Raw genomic sequence first — 18,667 nt, forward strand, 5'->3', positions numbered from 1 at the left:
ACGTCCAGCCTACCGAGGGCCGCCGACACCGCCGGAGCCGGTGACGGGCGTCGAGTCCGGCGCATCCGGCCGAGGGGCGGCATCCCGTCCGACGACGGCGCGGACGATCGCGTCGATGACCGTCTCGAGGGGACCCCGGCCGACCGTGAGCGCCCACACCGTGCAACCGACGATCAGCCCCGCGGTGAGCGGCACGAACAGGCCCGCCTCCCGGATGCCGAGGAGATCGGACGTGTCGCCGAGGAGCGCGAGCGCGACGATCGCCCACACCACGAGCTGCAGCACGTACCCGGTCAGCGGCATCGACCCCACCGCGCGCAGCGGCACGGCGACCCAGCGCACGGGCGTCCGGCACAGCAGCAGGCACGAGCCGATCACGAACAGGGCGAACCCACCCGAGCCGATGACCTCCCACAGACCCGACGAGTGATCCTCGGCGGTCAGCACCGCCGCGAGGTACGGCTGCCGCGCGACGAGCGGCGCAGTCGCGACCGCGAAGCCGTACCCGGCGAGCAGGAGCGAGAGTCCCGCCATGACGAGCATCGCTTGCTCGGGCAGCGCGCGCAGGTCGAGACGACCCACCCCCATCCCGGCGAGCAGGAACGCGATCCAGACGGTGAACGGGTAGTGCCACCCCACGATCGCGGCGAGCTCCTCTCCCCCGGCCCCCGCCCAGATCGGCGCCGCATCGAGCACCGGCTGGATCCACGGCATGACCAGCGCCAGCACGCCCGCGGTCAGGAACAGCCCGCGCGCCCGCATCCCCAGGAACGGCAGCGCCAGCACGAACAGCAGCGCGTAGGCGGGGAGGATGACGTAGACGGGAACGCCGGTCAGCACCAGCAACAGCCCGATCACCCAGAGCAGGGCCCCGCGCAGGGCGAGGCGCGCCGCCGCCCGGGGGCGGCGCTCGGGGGCGAGGGGCCGGCTCCCCCCGGTCACCAGCGAGATCGAGACGCCCGCGAGCACCGCGAACAGGATCGAGGAGCGCCCGTTGACGAGCGTCACCCAGGTGTCGGGCTCGAGAGTGAGCACCCGATCGGTGTCGAGCAAGTGCGCGGCGAGCATGCCGAGCACCGCGAGTCCGCGGGCGAGGTCGACACCGGCCAGCCGGCCCGGACCGTCGAAACGGGTCCAGAGCCGGCCGGCGCGGGAGGTCAGTCCTGACGCAGAAGCCACACCAGCAGCGCTTTCTGCGCGTGCAGACGGTTCTCGGCCTCGTCCCAGACGACGCTCTGCGGGCCGTCGATGACCTCGGCGTCGACCTCGTAACCGCGGTCGGCGGGCAGGCAGTGGATGAAGATCGCGTCGTCGGCGGCGCGCGTCATCAGCTCGCTGGTGACCTTGAAGCCGCCCAGGTCGCGGATGCGCGCGATCTTCTCCTCCTCTTTGCCCATCGAGACCCACGTGTCGGTGACGACGACGTCGGCTCCGGATGCCGCGACGTCGGGGTCGCCGAGCAGGGTGATCGAGCCGCCGGTCTCGGCGGCGATCCGCTCGGCATCCGCGATCACGTCGGCGCGGGGCGCGTAGTCGGCGGGCGCGGCGACGCGCACGTGCATGCCCGCGGTGACGCCGGCAAGCACGTAGGAGTGGGCCATGTTGCTCTGCCCGTCGCCGAAGAACGACAGCGTCAGGCCCTTCAGCTCGCCCTTGTGCTCGCGGATCGTGAGCAGGTCGGCGAGCAGCTGGCAGGGGTGGAAGTCGTCGCTCAGCGCGTTGACCACCGGCACGCGGGTTCCGCGCGCCATCTCCTCGAGCCCCGACTGCGCGTAGGTGCGCCAGACGATCGCGGCGACCTGGCGCTCCAGCACGCGCGCGGTGTCGGAGGGGGTCTCCTTGCCGCCGAGCTGGCTGTTGGCGGTCGAGATGATCAGGGGCGAGCCACCGAGGTCGGCGATCCCGACCGCGAACGACACGCGCGTGCGGGTCGAGGACTTGTCGAAGATCACCGCGACCGTCTGGGGCCCCTCGAGCGGCTTCAGCGCCCAGCGGTCCTTCTTCAGCTCGATCGCGAGGTCGAGGATCTCGGCCTGCTCGGCCGGGGTCAGGTCGTCGTCGCGCAGCAGGTGGCGGGTCACGCGGGGGCTCCTTCTAGGATCAGGGCATCGGAGACGGTCGCCAGCGCGGCGCCGAAGAGCTCGAGGAACGCCGAGACCTCGGCATCCTGGATCGTCAGCGGCGGTGCGATGCGGATCGTGGTGTCGTTCGCGGCGTTGACGACGAGACCGTGCTGCTGGGCGGCGGCGACCACAGCCTTGGCGACCGGGCTGGTGAGCCCGATGCCGAGCAGCAGACCGCGGCCGCGCACGCCCTCGACGAGCGGGGAGCCGAGCGCGGCGATCCCCTCGCGCAGCTGCGCCTCGCGGCGAGCGGCGTTCTCGACCAGGCCCGCCGACTCGATCTCCTCGAGCACGGCCCCGCCGACGGCGGTGCCGAGGGCGTTGCCGCCGAAGGTCGACCCGTGCGTGCCGGGAAAGAACAGGTCGCTCGCGGCGCCGAAGGTGATGAGCGCGCCGATGGGGAAACCTCCGCCGATGCCCTTGGCCACCGTGATGGCATCCGGGACGATGCCGGCGTGCTGGAAGCCGAACCAGGCCCCCGTCCGGCCGGCGCCGGTCTGGATCTCGTCGACGATGAGCAGCGCACCGTGACGGGCGGTGATCTCGCGCGCCGCCTGCAGGTATCCCTCGGGCAGCTCGACGACGCCGGCCTCGCCCTGGATGGGCTCGACGAGAAGCGCGGCGACGCGCACGTCCATCGCGGCCTCGAGGGCTTCGACGGTGGCGTCGATGTGCTCGACCCCCGGGACCATGGGAAGGAAGTCGGCCTGGAGCGCGGGCTTGCCGGTCAGGGCGAGAGCCCCCATGGTGCGGCCGTGGAACCCACCCTTGAGCGTCAGGATACGGGTGCGATCGGTGCCGCGACCGTGCAGGCGCGCGAGCTTGAGCGCCGCCTCGTTCGCCTCGGCGCCGGAGTTGCCGAAGTACACCCGGCCCGACTCGCCCGTCCCGGCCAGACGCTTGAGACGCGCGGCCATCGCCAGCTGCGGGGGCGTGGCGAAGTAGTTCGACACGTGGGCGAGCGTGGCCGCCTGCTCGGTGATGGCCTTCACGAAGACGGGGTGGGCGTGACCAAGGGCGTTCACGGCGATCCCCGCGAGGAAGTCGAGGTACTTCGTGCCCTCGCTGTCCCACACGTACGCGCCCTCGCCGCGCACGAACAGCGCCATGCGGTCGCCGAAGCTGCGGACCAGATCCCGTCCCGCGTCGTCCTGCCAGGTTGCGGTGGTCATGCGACCACCTCCGTTCCGATTCCCTTGCTGGTGAACAGTTCGACGAGCACCGAGTGCGGCACACGTCCGTCGATGATGGCCGCGGTGGGCACTCCCCCGTCGACGGCGTCGAGGCACGCCTGCATCTTCGGGATCATCCCCGACTCCAGCCGCGGCAGCATCGCCCGCAGCTCCGTCGAGGTCAGGTGGGACACCAGCGAGTCGCGGTTGGGCCAGTCGGCGTAGAGGCCCGGCACGTCGGTGAGCACGACGAGCTTCTTGGCGTTGAGGGCCGTCGCGAGGGCCGCCGCCGCGGCATCCGCGTTCACGTTCAACGAGGTGCCGGGGTGGTCGAGGTCGGGAGCGATGCTCGACACGATCGGCACGCGACCGGCGGCCAGGTGGTCGAGAACGGGCTGCGGGTCGACCGTGACGACGTCGCCCACGCGGCCGAGATCGTGCTCGACGCCGTCGACGACGACGCCGCGACGCCGACCCCCGAAGAGCCCCGCATCCTCGCCGCTCAGGCCCGTGGCCAGCGGCCCGTGGGCGTTGACCTTGGCCACGAGCTGCGGGTTGATCTGTCCGGTGAGCACCATGCGCACGACGCCGATCGCCTCGGTCGAGGTGACGCGGTAGCCGCCGCGGAACTCGCTCGGGATGTCGAGGCGGTTCAGCATCGACGAGATCTGCGGGCCGCCGCCGTGCACGACGACGGGCTTGACGCCGACGTAGCGGAGGTAGGCGATGTCGGCGGCGAAGGCGTCCTGCAGCTCGTCGCTGACCATGGCGTTGCCGCCGTACTTCACCACCACGACCTGGTCGCGGTACTTGCGCACCCAGGGCAGCGACTCGACGAGCGTGATCGCCCGCTCGCTGGCTTCGGCGGGGTCGGTGTCTTGGAGATCGACGTGGGTCATGACGAATAGGCGCTGTTCTCGTGGACGTAGTCGTGCGTGAGGTCGTTGGTGCGGATCGTCGCCGTCGCGTCGCCGACCTTCAGGTCGATGACGAGGTCGGTGGCGCGAGGGGTGAGATCCACGTCTTCGCGGGGGCGGTCGGGCCCGCCCGCGGAGCACACGCGCACCCCGTTCATCCACACGTCGACGTCGTACGGGTCGAAGGCGGCGTCGGTGGTGCCGATCGCGGCGAGCACGCGGCCCCAGTTGGGGTCGTTGCCGAAGATCGCGGCCTTGAAGAGGTTGTTGCGGGCGACCGAACGGCCGACCTCGACGGCGTCGTCCTCGCTCGCGGCGTTCACGACCTCGATCGTGATGTCGTGGCTGGAGCCCTCGGCGTCGCCCTGCAGCTGCGCGGCGAGGTCATCGCACACCGCGACGAGGGCTGCGGCGAAGGCGTCGGCATCCACCGTCTTCCCGCTGGCGCCGCTCGCGAGGAGCGTGACCTGGTCGTTGGTCGACATGCAGCCGTCGGAGTCGAGGCGGTCGAAGCTCACCCGCGTCGCGGCGCGGAGGGCGGCGTCGGCCTCGGCCGCGTCGAGCACGACGTCGGTCGTGAGCACCACGAGCATCGTGGCGAGACCCGGGGCCAGCATGCCGGCGCCCTTCGCCATGCCGCCGATCGACCAGCCGTCGCCGACGTGCACGGCACGCTTGGGCTTCGAGTCGGTGGTCATGATGGCGACCGACGCATCTTCTCCGCCGTCGGCCGAAAGGGCGGCCACGCCCTCGTCGACGCCCTGGAGCACCTTGGCGCGGAACACCTCGTCGCCTGTGCCGATGAGGCCGGTGGAGCACACGACCACATCGCCCGCTCCGATGCCGAGCAGCTCGGCCGCGCGCTCCGCGGTCTGGTGGGTCGTCTGGAAGCCGAACGAGCCGGTGAAGCAGTTCGCCCCGCCGGAGTTGAGCACGACGGCCTCGATGACGCCGTCCTTCACGACCTGCTCCGACCAGAGGATCGGGTTGGCCTTCGCGCGGTTGGAGGTGAAGACGGCGGCGCCGACCTTCAGCGGCCCACGGTTCACCACGAGGGCGACGTCGCGCGCCCCGGTCGACTTCAGTCCGACGGCGACACCGGCCGCCTCGAATCCTGCGGGGGCGGTCACGCTCACGGGGCGACTCCGTTCCGGGGAAGGGCGGTGGTCTCGGCGAGGCCCAACGCGAGGTTCATGGATTGGACGGCGGCACCGGCCGTTCCCTTGACGAGGTTGTCGACGGCGGCGACCACCACCACGCGGTTCGCGGCACGATCGATCGCGAGTCCGAGCGAGGCGACGTTCGCTCCGAGCACGTCGGCCGTGCGCGGGAACACTCCCTCCGGCAGCAGCTCGACGAATGGCTCGTCGGCGTACGCCTGCTCCCAGGCGTCGCGGATCTCGGCATCCGTCGCCCCCTCGCTGATCGGAGCGGTCGAGGTGGCCAGGATGCCGCGGGCCATCGGGACCAGCACGGGGGTGAAGGAGAGCCGGATGCCGTCGCCCGGCGCTCCGGCCGCGACGAGCGCCTGCCGGATCTCGGGGATGTGCCGGTGCGTACCGCCGACGGCATACGGGTTGGCGGAACCGAGGATCTCGCTCGCGAGGAGGTTCGTCTTGGCCGCTTTGCCGGCGCCACTGGGGCCCACGGCGAGCACTGAGACGATGTCGAACGCATCGATGACGCCCACGGCGACGCCGGGCGCGAGCGAGAGCGCGACGGTCGACGCGTTGCAGCCGGGGGCGGCGATGCGCTTCGCCCCGCTGAGGGCGTCGCGCTGCTTCCCGCCGACGACGGGCAGCTCGGGGACGCCGTACGCCCAAGGATCGGGGTGCGGCCCGCCGTAGAAGGCCGCCCAGTCCTCGGGCGAGGTGAGGCGGTGGTCGGCACCGGCGTCGATCACGAGCGGGGTGTCGGCGAGCGCGTCGGTGTACTGCGCCGACTGACCGTGCGGCAGCGCGAGGAACACCACGTCGTGCCCGGCGAGCACCTCGGGCGTGGTCGGCTGCAGCTCGAGATGGCTGAGCGAGCGCAGGTGCGGCTGATGGGCGACGAGGGGCTGTCCCGCGCTGGAATGCGCGGTGACCGTGCGGATTTCGACATCGGGATGGTCGGCGAGGAGGCGGAGGATCTCGCCGCCCGCGTAGCCGGAAGCGCCGGAAACGGCGACCGAGAGGGTCATACATCTACCTTACGAGTCGGGGCTGGTGCTGAATCAGCATGAACCGGGGCGGCGACGCCCGTATGCCCGACCGATGGCGGGTTACGAGGTCGCCGAGAATCGGCGCGCGACCCGACGTCGACGCTCGCCACCGGTGCTCACGAAGAGCGCCTCGGTGCGAACGGTGATCGACGACATGTGGCGAGGGTATCGGCCGCGACGGCGAGGGGGCAAATCGCTTCCCGGGTGCCCCTATCGACGAGGTCTGCAGCCCGTCCACCGCATGTCCCCCAAATGGGGGACAAAATTCGCGTATGCTCGGTGTCCTGCCCTCATCGCCGGGCACTTCCGACTGCCCCCCTTACCGGCGATGAGGGCAGTTCTCCGCCCCCACCCGTCGCATCGGAGCGTCGTCCAGCCGCCCCCCATTCGGCAGACGACGTGAGCGACGGCCGCGGAGACGACGAAGCGCCGCGCGGCCGAGGCCGCGCGGCGCTTCTGGGTTCGCAGGTCAGTCGCGGATCGCCGCGCCGAAGCGCTCGGCGGCCACCGCGACGCCGGCGAGCTTGGCATCCGTCGCCTCCGCCGAGGTCAGGGTGCGGTCGTCGGCGCGGAAGCGCAGGGCGAACGTCAGGCTCTTCGAGCCCTCGGCGAGCCCCGCCCCGCGATAGTCGTCGACCAGGCGCGCCCCCTCCAGCAGGGGCGACCCGCCCTCGATCAGCGCGCGACGCACGTCGCCCGCGGCGACATCGCGAGGCACGGTGAGTGAGACGTCCTGCGTGGCCGCCGGGAACCCCGAGAGGGATGCCGCGACCACGCGGGACTGCGCCAGCTCGAGCATCGCGTCGAGGTCGAGCTCGGCGACCAGCACGCGACCGGGGAGGTCGGCCGCGGCCGAGACGGCGGGCAGGAGCTCGCCCACGTAGCCGATGTCGGTGCCCGACGCGAGGACGCGCGCGGTGCGGCCCGGGTGCAGCGCCGCGCGCTGCGCCTGCACGAGCTCGATGTCGAGCCCGGCGGCGGCGGCGAGGACGCGCACCGCGTCGACCGCGTCGGTGAGATCGGCTGCGACGGCCGGCTGACCCGGCTGCTTGGCGACCGTGTGCCCCGTGAGCAGCACGGCGACGTGCCGGCGCTGCGGCGGGATCGAGGCGTCGAGCGCGGTGAGGGTCGCGGCGTCGGGCCGGACGGCGAGCGGCGGCACCGACGGGGTGCCGTACTGCACGCCGGGCTTGGGGAGGAAGACCGTGCCGCTCTCGAACAGCGCGAGGTCGACGATTCCGCGCGAGACGTTGCGGTGCGCGACCTGCAGGAGCGCCGGGATCAGCGAGCGGCGGAGGAACGGCGCGAGACCGTCGAGCGGGTTCGCGAGCTTCACGCCCGGGAGCTTCTCGCCCGACGGCGAGCCGTGCAGCGCGTTCTGCTCCTCGGTGGTGAAGGGGAACGACGGGGTCTCGACGAAGCCGGCCGAGGCCAGGGCGTTGGCCACGCGGCGGCGACCCTGCTGGGCGGAGGTGAGCCCGCGACCGGACGGGGGCGTGGGCAGCACCGAGGGGATGCGGTCGTAGCCTTCGATCCGTGCGACCTCTTCCGCGAGCGTCCACTTGTCGCTGAGATCGTGGCGCCACGACGGGGCCGTCACCGACCAACCGCCCTCGTGCTCCTCGACGGTGCAGCCGATCAGGCGCAGCGCCGACACGATCTCCTCGTCGGTGTACGCGACGCCGATCAGGCCGGGCACGAACCCCGAGGGAAGAGCGATGGCCTCGCGACGCGACGTCGAACCGAGCGAGCCGCCGAGCTCGGTGTCGAGGGTGCCGCCGGCGAGTTCCACCATCAGCGAGGCGACGCGCTCCGCCGCCACGTAGGGCACGAGCGGGTCGACACCGCGCTCGAAGCGACGCGAGGCCTCGGAGGGCAGCTTGTGCCGGCGCGCGGTGCGCGCGATCGAGACCTGGTCGAAGGTCGCCGCCTCGATGAGCACATTGCGGGTGGCGTCGCTCATCTCGGTCGGGCCGCCACCCATGACGCCCGCGAGACCGATCGGGCCCGACTCGTCGGTGATCAGCAGATCTTCGGCGCTGAGGGTGCGCACCTGGCCGTCGAGGGTCTCGAGCTTCTCGCCCGCCTCGGCACGGCGCACGGTGATGCCTCCCTGCAGGCGGTCGAGGTCGTAGCCGTGGATCGGCTGACCGAGCTCGAGCATGACGTAGTTGGTGATGTCGATGAGCACGCCCAGCGAGCGGATGCCGGCCAGCGACAGCCGCGTGATCATCCACGGCGGCGTCGGCCTCGAGGGATCGACGTCGCGCACGATGCGTGCGACGAACTCGGTCGCCCCGTCGCGTCCGCGGATGGGCGCCTGGTCGGCGACCGTGACCGGGAAGCCCGCGGGCGTGCGCGAGACGGCCTCGGCGTGGCCGAGACCCGGGTCGCGGAAGTCGGCACCGGTCGCGTGCGAGTACTCGCGCGCCACTCCGCGAAGCGATAGGGCGTAGCCGCGGTCGGGCGTGACGTTGATCTCGACGGCGATGTCGTCGAGACCCAGCAGCGCGATGGCATCCGTTCCGACCGGCGCGTCGACCCCGAGATCGACCAGACGCAGGATGCCGCTGTGCTCGCTGCCGAGACCCAGCTCCTTCGCCGAGGCGATCATGCCGTCGGACACGTGACCGTAGGTCTTGCGAGCCGCGATCGGGAAGGGGCCGGGCAGCACCGAGCCGGGCAGGGTCACCACGACCTTGTCGCCCTCGAAGAAGTTGCCGGCACCGCAGACGATGCCGCGCACTCCCCCGTTCTCGGCTCCGACGTCGACCTGGCACCAGCGGATGGTCTTGCCGTTGGACTGCGGCTCGGGAGTGAACTCCTTCACCTCGCCGACCACGATGGGGCCGGACAGCTCGAAACGGTGCACGTCTTCTTCTTCGAAGCCGACCGACACCAGCGCGGCGAGGACGTCCTCGGGCGTGGCGTCGGCGGGCACGTCGACGTACTCGCGCAACCAGGAGAGCGGGACGCGCATCAGACCACCATTCCGAACTGCTCGCTGAAGCGGACATCGCCCTCGGCCATGTCGCGCATGTCTTGCACGTCGCTGCGGAACATGAGCGTGCGCTCGATGCCCATGCCGAAGGCGAAGCCCGAGTACTCCTCGGGGTCGATGCCGGCGGCCCGCAGGACGTTGGGGTTCACCATGCCGCAGCCGCCCCACTCGATCCAGCGCGCCCCGCCCTTGAAGGTGGGGTGCCACAGATCGAGCTCGGCGCTCGGCTCGGTGAACGGGAAGAAGTTCGCGCGGAAGCGCGTCTTGGCCTCGGGGCCGAACAGCACGCGCGCGGCGTGGTCGAGCGTGCCTTTGAGGTGCGCCATCGTGATGTTCTTGTCGACGACGAGGCCCTCGAACTGCGTGAACACCGGCAGGTGCGTGGCATCGAACTCGTCGGTGCGGTACACCCGGCCGGGGCAGAGCACGTAGATCGGCAGGTCGCGCTCGAGCATCGACCGCACCTGCACGGGGCTGGTGTGGGTGCGCAGCACGAGGTGGCGCGCGACCGGGTCGACGAAGAACGTGTCCTGCATCTGCCGGGCCGGGTGGTCGACGTCGAAGTTGAGCGCGTCGAAGTTGAACCACTCGTGTTCGAGCTCGGGGCCCTCCGCGATCTCCCATCCCATCCCGACGAAGATGTCGGACACCTGCTCCTGCAGGAGCGAGATCGGATGCCGCGCCCCGACGCGCGCGCGCTGCGGCAGCGCCGTGACGTCGATGCGCTCGGCCTCGAGCTGCGCGGCCGTCTCGGCCTCGGCCAGTTCGGCCTCGCGAGCGGCCAGTGCCTGATTGACCTGCCCGCGGGCCTGCCCGACGAGCTTGCCGAACGCGGCCTTCTGGTCGGGGGCGACGTGGCGCATCTGGGCGTTCAGCCGCGCCAGGGCGGACTGCTCGCCGGTGTGCGCGGAGCGGGCGGCTTTCAACTCGGCCGTGGTCGCGGCGGCGGCGATGGCGGCGAGAGCCTCATCGACGGCGGAGGCGACGGCCTCGGGGGTGATCTCGGGTGCGTCGGACACGAGATGAGAGTCTACCGACGGGCGGGGATAGTGCCCCGCCCGTCGGTGCCGTGACTCAGAATCGGGCGCCGCCGTTCGAGTCGTACTTGCCGAGGCCGCGCTGCGCGACGATCAGCTCGGTGTCGGTGCCGGTCTGACCCGCGGGCTCCGCGGGAGCGACGGCCCCGGCTTTCGGAGACCTGCGCAGCCCGACCTCGACGCGGTGGGCGGCGAACGACAGGGCGAGGCACATCGCGACGTAGATCACGCTCGCGATCAGGGCGGCCGGGATGAGCGGCGAGCCGTACTCGCCGTTCGATCCGAGCAGACGCGCGAAGTACAACAGCTCGGGGTAGGTGATGATGAAGCCGAGCGCGGTGTCTTTCAGGGTCACCACGAGCTGGGCGATGATCACGGGGAGCATTGCGCGGATCGCCTGCGGGAGCAGGATGAGGCGCATCACCCCGGACTTGCGCAGACCCACGGCATAGCCGGCCTCGCTCTGACCGCGCGGGAGCGCCTCGACGCCGGCGCGGATGACCTCCGACAGCACGGACCCGTTGTAGAGGATGAGCGCGATGACGACGGCCCAGTACGACGACATCTTGATGTCGATGACTGGCAGGCCGTAGTAGAGCAGCAGCATGAAGACGAGCACGGGAACGGCGCGGAGGATCTCGACGATCCATCCGACCGGGAGTCGCACCCACCGGTGATCCGACAGACGGCCGATCGCGAGCACGAACCCCAGCACGAGAGCGCCGACGGCGGCGACGGCGAAGGCTGCGAGTGTCGCGAGCGTCGCCTGACCGAACCGCTCCCAGATGGCGGAGTAGGTGAAGACGTTCCATTTGGCGGCGGAGAACTGCCCGGTGTCGATGAAGCGCCAGATCACGAAGCCGATCACGGCGGCGACGAGCAGCAGCGTCGCGACACCGATGATGCGGTTGCGCAGCTGCGCGCGGGGGCCCGGAACGTCGTACAGGACGGAGGAGCTCATCGGGCCACCTTCCACTTCTTCTCGGCGGCGTTCTGCAGCGCGGCCAACAGCAGCACGAGGATGACGAACACGACCATGACGAGCAGGATCGTCACGAGCTGGTTCTCACCGTTCTCGCTCATGGTCGCGCGGATGTTCCCGAGGTTGACCACCGAGAACCCGGCGGCCACCGTGGTGTTCTTGAGCAGGGCGATGAACACGCTCATCATGGGCGGGATGACGGAGCGGGTGGCCTGGGGCAGCACGACGAGCGTCATCACCTGCCCGAAACCGAGGCCGAGGGCGCGAGCCGCTTCGGCCTGACCCACCGGGACCGTGTTGATGCCGGCGCGGATGGTCTCGGCGACGTACGTCGCCGTGTAGACGCCCAGGCCGCACACGGCCAACGCCAGGAAGCTGCCGCGCGGGACGTCGACGAGCAGCGGCACGCAGAACGCGAAGAAGAACAGCACCAGCGTGAGCGGGGTGTTGCGGATCCAGTTCACGTACACCGCGCCGACGCCTCGGGCGATGGGCACGGGCGATACGCGCATGGCCGCGACGATGAAGCCGAGCACGAGCGCGATCAGGCCGCCGCCCACGAAGAGCACGACCGTCCCCCAGAGGGCTTGCGCCCACAGATCGGGGTAGTCGAAGATCTGGTTCACCGTACGCTGTCCGTTCTTTCTCGTGCTGCCGTTCGGGTGGTGCGGGCGGCGCTCTCGGCGCCGCCCGCACCGGGGCGTCAGCTGACGGGGTCGACCGCCGGCTGCTCGCCCGCGACGCCCGAGGCGCCGAGGTTCTTCTCGAAGATGGCCTCCCACGTCGAGCCGCCGTCGGTGAACATGGTGTTCACGAACTCCTGGAAAGCGGTGTCGCCCTTGGCGATTCCGACGCCGTAGCGCTCCTCGCTGAAGGGCTCGCCCGCGATCTTGAGGTTGTCGGGGTCCTGAGCTGCGTAGCCGAGCAGGATCGCCTCGTCGGTGGTGACGGCATCCACTTCGCCGTTCTTCAGCTTCTCGACGCACTGCGAGTACGTGTCGAATTCCACGACCTGAGCGGGAGTCTGCTCGCGGATGCGCTGGATCGGCGTCGAGCCGGTCACCGAGCACACGGTGGTCTCGGCCGTGAGCGAGTCCTTGCCCGTGATGGTGTCGTTGTCGGCGGCGACGAGCAGGCCCTGACCGGTGAGGAAGTAGGGGCCGGCGAAGGCGATCTGCTCCTTGCGCTTGTCGGTGATGGAGTAGGTGCCGACGTAGTAGTCGATGTCGCCGTTGATGAGCGCCTGCTCGCGGTTGGCCGAGGCGATGGCCTTGTACTCGACCTTCGAGGTGTCGGCCGGGTCGTACCCGAGCGACGCGGCGATCCAGCGGGCGACGTCGACGTCGAAGCCCTTGCGCTCGCCCGTGACGGGGTCGAGGTAGCCGAGGCCGGGCTGGTCTTCCTTCACGCCGACGACGACCTTGCCGGCCGAGGCGATCTTCTCGAACGTGGGGCTTCCCTCGATCGTGACGTCGGTGGCGACCGCACCGTAGACCGGAGCGTCGGACTCACTGCCGCCGTCGCCGGGAGCCGCACCCGGGGTGCCGCTGTTGCAGGCCGTCAGGGCCAGCAGGCCGGCGGCGAGGATGCTCGCGCCGGCGAGAAAACGTGATTTACGCATGTGATGTCTCCTTGGTTACGTGTGCTGTGCGGATAAGGGTCGTCGGTGACGGCGCGCGCGATCGCCGCGGGGCGGGCGATGCTCTCGTCTCGGCAAGGAACCTCCTCGTTCGTCGCCGTCAGGGTCGTTCGTCAGTGCGTGATGAGCTTCGAGAGGAAGTCTTTGGCGCGGTCGGACTCGGGCTTCGTGAAGAACTGCTCGGGTGTCGCCTGCTCGACGATCTGCCCGTCGGCCATGAACACCACGCGGTTCGCCGCCTTGCGGGCGAAGCCCATCTCGTGGGTCACGACGATCATCGTCATGCCGTCCTTGGCGAGGCCGACCATCACGTCGAGTACCTCGTTGATCATCTCCGGGTCGAGGGCCGAGGTCGGCTCGTCGAAGAGCATCACCTTCGGCTTCATCGCCAGCGCGCGGGCGATCGCGACGCGCTGCTGCTGACCACCCGAGAGCTGGGCGGGCAGCTTGTCGGCCTGATGACCCACGCCCACGCGGTCGAGCAGGGCGCGCGCCTCCTTCTCGGCATCCGCCTTCTTCATCTTGCGGACCTTGATGGGGCCCAGCGTGACGTTCTCGAGGATCGTCAGGTGCGCGAAGAGGTTGAACGACTGGAACACCATGCCCACGTCGGCACGCAGCTCGGCCAGGCCCTTCCCCTCTTTGGGAAGCTCCTTGCCGTCGATCGTGATCGTCCCGCTCGTGATGGTCTCAAGACGGTTGATGGTGCGGCACAGCGTCGACTTGCCCGAGCCCGAGGGGCCGATGACCACGACGACCTCGCCGCGGTCGACCGTGAGATCGATGTCTTTCAGAGCCTGGAACTGCCCATAGTGCTTCTGGACGTCGGCGACGACGACCAGGGGCTCGGTCTTCGGGGGAACGGATGCCATGCCTTCACCCTATGAGGGCGACGCGCGGGCGACCACATTCCCGCGCCCGCCTTAACCGTTCTGTAACAGCGCGTCTCAGCCGGCGCGCTGCGCGAAAGCCGTCTCGTACAGGCACACGCTGGCCGCGGTGGCGAGGTTGAGCGACTCGGCACGGCCGTAGATCGGCAGCCGCAGCGCCAGATCGGCTCGCGCGAGCGCGGCCTCCTCGAGTCCCCGCGCCTCGTTGCCGAACAGCCACGCCGTCGGCTCGGCGAGCAGGTCTCGGGATGCCAGGAAGTCGCTGCCCTCGACATCGGCGGCGACGACGCGCAGCCCCGCCTCGTGCATGCGCTCGACGACGTCGGCGAGCTCGAGGTCGACCGCGACCGGCACATGGAACAGCGACCCCGTCGTGGAGCGCACCACCTTCGGGTTGTAGGGGTCGACCGTCCGGCCGGTGAGGATCACCGCGTCGGCTCCCGCGGCGTCGGCGGCACGGATGATCGTGCCGAGATTGCCCGGATCGCGCACCTCCTCGCAGATCGCGACGAGACGGGGACCCGCGGCCAGGATGTCCTTCAGAGCGGTGGGTGATTGCCGGGCCACCGCGACGATGCCCTGAGGGGTGACGGTGTCGGCCATGGCATCCAGGACGGCCTCGGTCGTGTACTGCAGATCGACGCCCGCCCGCTCGGCCGCGTCGCGGACGTCGGTGTGCTTCTCGAGGGCGGTCGGCGTCGCGTACAGCTCGAGCACCGTGTCGGGCGCCCACGCGAGGGCCTCCCGGGCGGCCTGCGGGCCCTCGAGGAGGAACAGGCCGGTCTCCTGACGGGCAGCGCGTTTGCTGAGCTTGGCCACGGCGCGCACCCGCGGCGAACGGGGGTTCTCCAGCACCCGTCCAGTTTATGGCGCTGACGGCATGCGCCCCGGATGCCGCGCAGGAACGACGGAACGGGCGCCCTCCGAAGAGGACGCCCGTTCCGGGACAGACGTGCTTACGCGGTCTTCGCAGCGTTGACGTCGCTGGGCAGCGCGGCCTTGGCGGTCTGGACCAGCGAGGCGAACACGGCGGGCTCGTTCACGGCGAGCTCGGCGAGCATGCGACGGTCGACCTGGACACCCGCGAGGCCGAGGCCCTGGATGAACCGGTTGTAGGTCAGGCCGTTCTGGCGGGACGCGGCGTTGATGCGCTGGATCCACAGGCGGCGGAAGTCGCCCTTGCGCTTGCGACGGTCGCGGTACGCGTAGACCAGGGAGTGGGTGACCTGCTCCTTGGCCTTGCGGTACAGGCGCGAACGCTGACCGCGGTAACCGGAGGCGCGCTCCAGGATGACGCGACGCTTCTTGTGGGCGTTTACCGCCCGCTTGACTCTAGCCATTTCTCATCTTTCCTAACGTGCGTCGGCGCTCAGTGGCCGAGGAGCTTCTTGGCGACCTTGGCGTCACCGGGAGCCAGGACCTGCTCCTGGTTGAGGCGACGGGTGCGCTTCGACGCCTTGCCCTCGAGGTTGTGGCGCATGCCGGCCTGCTGCTTCATGAGCTTGCCGCTACCGGTGAGCTTGAAGCGCTTCTTGGCGCCCGAGTGGGTCTTCTGCTTCGGCATCTGTCTTCCTTCGTTGGTGTTCCCGGCGGAGCGGGAGTCGGGGAGCTTACTCGGCGGGGGCCGAGGCGGGCTTGTCTTCGGGGGCCGAGTCGCCACGAGCGGCGCTGCGCGCTGCCTCACGGTTGGCCGCGCGCTGCGCGTTCTGCTCGGTCTTGACCTCGGACTTGTTCTTGTGAGGAGCGACCACCATCACCATGTTGCGGCCGTCGATCGTGGGGTTCGACTCGACGGTGCCGAACTCGGCGACGTCTTCCGCGAACTTGCGGAGCAGGCGCACACCCTGCTCAGGACGCGACTGCTCGCGACCGCGGAACAGGATCATGGCCTTGACCTTGTCGCCCGCCTGGAGGAAGCCCTCGGCGCGCTTGAGCTTGGTGATGTAGTCGTGGGCCTCGATCTTCAGACGGAACCGGACCTCTTTGAGGACGGTGTTGGCCTGGTTACGACGCGTTTCCTTGGCCTTCTGAGCGGCCTCGTACTTGAACTTGCCGTAATCCATGATCTTGACCACGGGCGGCTTCGAGCTCGGCGCAACCTCGACCAGGTCGAGGTCCGCTTCCTGGGCCAGGCGCAGCGCAGCTTCGATGCGGACGATGCCGACCTGCTCGCCGTTGGGTCCGACGAGACGGACCTCCGGGACTCGGATGCGCTCGTTGGTGCGGGGATCGCTGATGCGGAACTCCTCTTGTGTGCGGGTGGTGGCCGCCGCGATCCGTCGGGATCACGGGCGAAGAGGAGAGACATGCCACCCGGCACGGCGCTGACGCACCGGCTTCTGCACCCTGGCAGCTCCGTGCAAGACGGAGTGGAGTGCGGGAACCCGGTAGCCTGGAGCGGCAAGCGCGGGTGGGATTCGATCCTCTTTCGTACGGAGTGAATACTCCGAAGCCCGCAATAGTCTAGCAGAGAGAAACACGTGGACACGATCCCCTCCGACCAGCCCGCCGACGACCGGTCCGCGCACCGCCACGACGCCGAAGACGAGCGGCTCGCCCGCTGGGAGGAACAGGAGCGCGCCTCCGCCTCCGCCACCCGCGACATCGCCGACGTGCCCGCGGTCGAGGTCATCACCACCGCCGCCGTCCACCTCATGAGCGCCGCAGCGGTGAAGACAGGTCTCGCCGACGACCCGGGCCAGCAGCTCGACCTCGACGAAGCCCGCAAGCTCATCAACGCCCTCGCGGGACTCATCACCGCCGGCGCCCCCGAGATCAGCGACATGCACGCCCGCTCGCTCCGCGACGGCCTGCGCTCGCTCCAGCTCGCCTTCCGCGAGGCGAGCACCATCCCCGACCCGATCGGCAAGGGTCCGGGCGAGAAGTGGACGGGTCCCGTCACGTAAGTCGGTCGTTCTGGGGGTGGTCCCGGGCTCCGGAATGCCCCCTCCCCAGGTCAAGAGCGGGGCCCCTACCCCGATTGACCTGGGGAGGGGGCATTCCTTCGCCCTTTCCCGCCGCAGGCCGCCTCCCCCGTGACACCCGCGGGGTATGAGAGCGTGTGAGTCGCCAGGAATTGTCGCTTCCGGGTGGGCGGGAGCGACAGATTCTGGCGACTCACGCCACGGCGGCTGAGAGGCTCAGGCGTCGGAGCTGCGGTGCAGCTTTACCGTGAGGGAGTCCACGAGGACGGCGATGCGGTCGTCGGCCGCCCAGCGTCGAGCGATGCGCGCGAGCACGGCATCCAGTTCGTCCTGCTCCAGGCCTGACATCAGCTGCAGGTGGACCACCAGCTCGGGGCCGCGCAGGCGCCCGGTCGGGTCGCCCGACTCGACGGCGAGGTCGAGCACGGCGAGCTCGCCCGAGATGCTCTCCTGCAGGCCGGTGAAGATGGTCGGCGAGGTGTGCGCGGGTTCCCAGGCCTCGCCCTGGGCGATCGCCCACACGGCCGGTCGACGGAGGACGAACTCCGTCTCGGACGCGGGGTCGATGACGATGAGCTCGGTGTCTTCCGAGGCCGCCGCCAACGCCGTCCGACGCCCATCCGCGGGGACGGGACGAGCCATGGCATCCCAGGTCTGCAGGGCCGTGACGGACGTGAAGACGGGGAGCACCTTGCGGCCGTCGGGAGCGGCGACCGTCACGATCGACAGCTCCTGCGTCTTGTCGACCTCGAGGCCGTGGGCACCGATGCCGTGGTCGCCCTTCTCGGCCACCAGCGGGATCAGCAGGCGCGCCTCGCGGTACGCGTCGACGACGGCGCGACCATCGCCCTCCCCCGCGCGGAACGCGAGGAGTGCGGCCAGCAGCGCCGGGTCGGCGGAGCCGTCGTCGCCCGAGTGCGGGTTGGCCGCGAAGCTGCGGCCCTCCCACGGGACGCCGGCGGAGTCCGCGTGGGCGCCGTGGGTGTGGCCGTGCGGATCGTCAGTGTCCGGCGACATCCAGCGCCTCGGCCAGGGTGAACTGGCCCGCGTAGAGCGCCTTGCCCACGATCGCACCCTCGACGCCCAGCGGAACGAGGTCACGCAGCGCCGCGATGTCGTCGAGGCTCGAGACACCGCCCGAGGCGACGATCGGCTTGGGGGTACGCTGGGTCATCTCGCGAAGCAGCTCGATGTTGGGCCCGCGCAGCGTTCCGTCCTTGGTGACGTCGGTGACGACGTAGCGGCTGCAACCGGCATCTTCGAGACGCTCCAGGACCGTCCAGAGGTCCCCGCCGTCGCGGGTCCAGCCGCGGGCGGCCAGGGTCGTGCCGCGCACGTCGAGACCGACGGCGATCGCCTCGCCGTAGCGGTTGATGACGTCCGCCGCCCACTCGGGGTTCTCGAGGGCCGCGGTGCCGAGGTTGATGCGGCTCGCACCGCTCTCGAGAGCCGCCTCGAGCGAACGGTCGTCGCGAATGCCGCCGGAGAGCTCGACCTGCACGCCCTTGACCTGCTTGATGACCTTGCGCATGACGTTCGCGTTGCTGCCGCGACCGAAGGCGGCGTCGAGGTCCACGAGGTGGATCCACTGCGCACCCTGGCGGGCGAAATCCGCGGCGGCGTCGACGGGGTCGCCGTAGCTGGTCTCGGTACCGGCCTCACCCTGAGTCAGACGGACGGCTTTGCCGTCGGCGACGTCGACCGCGGGAAGCAGCACAAGTTCGGGCGTGGACGCGAAATCGTTCATGGCTCCTCGCACCCTTCGGCGCATCTCGCCGA

General features: G+C 70.3%; 19 protein-coding genes. 1 reads left to right on the top strand and 18 read right to left on the bottom strand.

From position 1 onward, the window contains the following. Positions 1–9: 9 nt before the first annotated feature. From Q9R20_RS00805 to infC, 16 genes are all read right to left on the bottom strand, one after another. Positions 10–1,179, bottom strand: coding sequence for a heparan-alpha-glucosaminide N-acetyltransferase domain-containing protein (locus tag Q9R20_RS00805; RefSeq protein ID WP_311247562.1), 1,170 nt, complete (start codon positions 1,177–1,179; stop codon positions 10–12). Beyond that, positions 1,158–2,081 (bottom strand): ornithine carbamoyltransferase, encoded by a 924-nt coding sequence (argF, locus tag Q9R20_RS00810; protein WP_311247563.1) that lies wholly within the window; start codon positions 2,079–2,081, stop codon positions 1,158–1,160. The genes Q9R20_RS00805 and argF overlap by 22 nt, the downstream gene beginning before the upstream one ends. Next, positions 2,078–3,295 (bottom strand): acetylornithine transaminase, encoded by a 1,218-nt coding sequence (locus Q9R20_RS00815; RefSeq protein WP_311247564.1) that lies wholly within the window; start codon positions 3,293–3,295, stop codon positions 2,078–2,080. Before Q9R20_RS00815 ends, argF begins: the two co-directional genes overlap by 4 nt. Further along, entirely contained in the window at positions 3,292–4,194 is a 903-nt protein-coding gene (gene argB / locus Q9R20_RS00820; protein WP_295839617.1) for an acetylglutamate kinase, read from the bottom strand. The genes Q9R20_RS00815 and argB overlap by 4 nt, the downstream gene beginning before the upstream one ends. Further along, entirely contained in the window at positions 4,191–5,348 is a 1,158-nt protein-coding gene (gene argJ / locus Q9R20_RS00825) for a bifunctional glutamate N-acetyltransferase/amino-acid acetyltransferase ArgJ (protein WP_311247565.1), read from the bottom strand. The genes argB and argJ overlap by 4 nt, the downstream gene beginning before the upstream one ends. After that, positions 5,345–6,394, bottom strand: a complete 1,050-nt coding sequence (gene argC, locus Q9R20_RS00830) for an N-acetyl-gamma-glutamyl-phosphate reductase (RefSeq protein ID WP_311247566.1) — start codon at positions 6,392–6,394, stop codon at positions 5,345–5,347. Before argC ends, argJ begins: the two co-directional genes overlap by 4 nt. A gap of 490 nt (positions 6,395–6,884) precedes the next feature. After that, positions 6,885–9,395, bottom strand: coding sequence for a phenylalanine--tRNA ligase subunit beta (gene pheT / locus Q9R20_RS00835; RefSeq protein ID WP_311247567.1), 2,511 nt, complete (start codon positions 9,393–9,395; stop codon positions 6,885–6,887). Further along, positions 9,395–10,435 (bottom strand): phenylalanine--tRNA ligase subunit alpha, encoded by a 1,041-nt coding sequence (gene pheS / locus Q9R20_RS00840; RefSeq protein ID WP_311247568.1) that lies wholly within the window; start codon positions 10,433–10,435, stop codon positions 9,395–9,397. The genes pheT and pheS overlap by 1 nt, the downstream gene beginning before the upstream one ends. A 55-nt stretch (positions 10,436–10,490) precedes the next feature. Beyond that, positions 10,491–11,414: an amino acid ABC transporter permease gene (locus Q9R20_RS00845; protein WP_311247569.1), complete on the bottom strand. Its 924-nt coding sequence runs from the start codon at positions 11,412–11,414 to the stop codon at positions 10,491–10,493. After that, positions 11,411–12,061, bottom strand: coding sequence for an amino acid ABC transporter permease (locus Q9R20_RS00850; protein WP_311247570.1), 651 nt, complete (start codon positions 12,059–12,061; stop codon positions 11,411–11,413). Before Q9R20_RS00850 ends, Q9R20_RS00845 begins: the two co-directional genes overlap by 4 nt. A gap of 77 nt (positions 12,062–12,138) precedes the next feature. Beyond that, the gene (locus Q9R20_RS00855; protein ID WP_311247571.1) at positions 12,139–13,056 is read right to left on the bottom strand and encodes a glutamate ABC transporter substrate-binding protein; all 918 of its coding nucleotides are present in this window, start codon (positions 13,054–13,056) and stop codon (positions 12,139–12,141) included. Between the two features lie 131 nt (positions 13,057–13,187). Next, the gene (locus Q9R20_RS00860) at positions 13,188–13,946 is read right to left on the bottom strand and encodes an amino acid ABC transporter ATP-binding protein (protein ID WP_396653651.1); all 759 of its coding nucleotides are present in this window, start codon (positions 13,944–13,946) and stop codon (positions 13,188–13,190) included. A 75-nt stretch (positions 13,947–14,021) separates the two neighbouring features. After that, entirely contained in the window at positions 14,022–14,819 is a 798-nt protein-coding gene (locus Q9R20_RS00865; RefSeq protein ID WP_311247572.1) for an RNA methyltransferase, read from the bottom strand. Positions 14,820–14,920: 101 nt separating this feature from the next. Next, positions 14,921–15,304 carry a 50S ribosomal protein L20 gene (rplT, locus tag Q9R20_RS00870; RefSeq protein WP_108317752.1) on the bottom strand — a complete coding sequence of 128 codons (384 nt, stop codon included), beginning with the start codon at positions 15,302–15,304 and terminating at the stop codon, positions 14,921–14,923. 29 nt (positions 15,305–15,333) lie between these two features. Further along, complete coding sequence (gene rpmI, locus Q9R20_RS00875; protein WP_311247573.1) at positions 15,334–15,528, bottom strand: 50S ribosomal protein L35; 195 nt, start codon at positions 15,526–15,528, stop codon at positions 15,334–15,336. 46 nt (positions 15,529–15,574) lie between these two features. Continuing rightward, the gene (gene infC, locus Q9R20_RS00880) at positions 15,575–16,201 is read right to left on the bottom strand and encodes a translation initiation factor IF-3 (RefSeq protein ID WP_311248381.1); all 627 of its coding nucleotides are present in this window, start codon (positions 16,199–16,201) and stop codon (positions 15,575–15,577) included. A gap of 243 nt (positions 16,202–16,444) precedes the next feature. Here infC and Q9R20_RS00885 point away from each other — a divergent pair, with 243 nt between their 5' ends. Further along, a complete protein-coding gene (locus tag Q9R20_RS00885) occupies positions 16,445–16,870 on the top strand; it encodes a DUF1844 domain-containing protein (protein WP_311247574.1) in 426 nt (141 codons plus the stop codon). A 234-nt stretch (positions 16,871–17,104) separates the two neighbouring features. On the opposite strand, the gene Q9R20_RS00890 is transcribed toward Q9R20_RS00885, so the two are convergent. Together Q9R20_RS00890 and priA are read right to left on the bottom strand one after the other, a co-directional pair. Beyond that, on the bottom strand, positions 17,105–17,905 hold the full coding sequence (locus Q9R20_RS00890; protein WP_311247575.1) for an SseB family protein: 801 nt from the start codon (positions 17,903–17,905) through the stop codon (positions 17,105–17,107). Further along, on the bottom strand, positions 17,889–18,635 hold the full coding sequence (gene priA, locus Q9R20_RS00895; protein ID WP_150951695.1) for a bifunctional 1-(5-phosphoribosyl)-5-((5-phosphoribosylamino)methylideneamino)imidazole-4-carboxamide isomerase/phosphoribosylanthranilate isomerase PriA: 747 nt from the start codon (positions 18,633–18,635) through the stop codon (positions 17,889–17,891). Before priA ends, Q9R20_RS00890 begins: the two co-directional genes overlap by 17 nt. Between the last annotated feature and the right edge of the window lie 32 nt (positions 18,636–18,667).

Origin of the sequence: Microbacterium sp. PRF11 (assembly GCF_031844085.1) — a bacterium.
GTDB lineage: Bacteria > Actinomycetota > Actinomycetes > Actinomycetales > Microbacteriaceae > Microbacterium.